Source organism: Nostoc sp., from assembly GCF_035638895.1.
Lineage (GTDB): Bacteria > Cyanobacteriota > Cyanobacteriia > Cyanobacteriales > Nostocaceae > Nostoc.
The window spans coordinates 1-1,641 of sequence record NZ_DASQZC010000096.1 but is presented as its reverse complement, the minus strand read 5'-3'; the positions used below and the strand labels follow the sequence as shown (position 1 = coordinate 1,641).

General features: G+C 44.5%; 1 protein-coding gene. It reads right to left on the bottom strand.

Annotation, left to right across the window (positions count from 1 at the left end):
• The coding region (locus tag VE944_RS04205; protein ID WP_324972728.1) for a homocysteine S-methyltransferase family protein at positions 1–790 on the bottom strand (790 nt) is incomplete at its 3' end.
• Between the last annotated feature and the right edge of the window lie 851 nt (positions 791–1,641).

The window sequence follows — 1,641 nt, the reverse complement described above, 5'->3', positions numbered from 1 at the left end:
CGCCAACGTTCTCAGGTAAACCCGCGTTGGGAATACAGGAAACGATGAAAGGTGAATGTTCTGCCAAATACTTGATATGTGGTTTCATCAAGTCTGGCCCAGTGGCGCAGTTTAGACCGAGAATGTCAATTGGGTAAGGTTGCAAAATTGTCAGCACAGCACTGATTTCTGAACCTACCAACATTGTGCCCATGCTTTCCATTGTCACAGAAACCATTAATGGTCTGCGATCGCCTTTTTTGGCAAAGACTTCTTCAATACCATTCAGCGCCGCCTTAATTTGCAGCACATCTTGGCAGGTTTCCACTAGAAATAAATCGACACCACCATCCCACAGCGCCTCTGCTTGTTCAGCAAAAGTAGCTTTCATGGTGTCAAAGTCAATATGTCCCAAGGTAGGAAGTTTCGTTGTGGGGCCGATGGAACCTGCCACAAACCGGGGTTTTTCTGGCGTGGAAAATTCCGCAGCGACACACTTCGCCAATTCTGCGGCTGTCTTGCTGAGGTAGTAAGCTTGGTCTGCCAAGTCATATTCTGCCAGCACCAGAGACGTACTGCCAAAGGTATCGGTTTCAATTACATCTGCACCAGCAGCGAGAAAGTCGCGGTGAACTTTAGCGACAGCTTCGGGTTTTGTGTGGACTAAGTATTCGTTACAACCTTCATACTGTGGGCCGCCGAAGTCTTCAGCAGTCAGGTTTTGGGTTTGTAAGTTGGTTCCCATCGCCCCGTCGAAGACGAGGACTGGGCTATCTGGACTACGCAGGCGTTCAAGGAAAGGATGAGTCATATTTTCCTAGAATAAATAAGGAAATCAAGTGAGTCTTGTGATACTCGACTTACTTTATTATTTTCCAAGATTGTGATATTTTCGGCATCTTTTAATAAAGTCTGTTTTGCTGAAACTCACTATTGGCACATTTTGACCTGATTTCTCAAGGTTGGCGATAACAGACATTATGCAAAAGCGTCCTCATATCATGTAGCTTGATTGCTTATTAAACTCGAAGAACCCCACTCCGCCAAAGCTGCGCTTTGTCTTCCCTCCCCGCTTGCAGCTACGGTGGAGACATAAGTCTTGCCGCAGCCATATCTTTATCTCGATTAAAAAATCTCGCACTGCGTTTCTATCCCGCCTCGGAATGAATTCCGAGTCTCATAGCTAAAGTCCGCTCAAGTGGACTTAGGGATTTTCAAGAAATGAATTATCCAAATAAACGTAGACGCATTCGCGGGCCGTCTCGTAGAGAAGCGGCTTGCCGCAGGCTACCACAGAGACGCAGAGAACACAGAGAGAGAAGAAATAGAGAGAATTCTTGGGTCAGTTTTGGGATGTTTTTTTTACTTGGAAGTCCCTAAATGATCAATTCAGTCCATTTGAGTGGACTTCAGCTATCAGCCCTGAACTTCAGTTCTGGGCGGGATTGCCTGTCTGTGTGACAGTTTCACTGAATTCTACACATAGTCAGATGAAATATTTTCGCCAAGTTTCTTATCTTAGAATCACAGCTTAGAGTTGTTACTCCGTTCAGCTCAAAGATGGAAAAAACACAGGAGTATAACTTGAGTCTTACTATGGATTTAAATTCTTTGTTCAATCTAAATACATTTATTGAATTATTACTGGGGATTAGTTTGAGC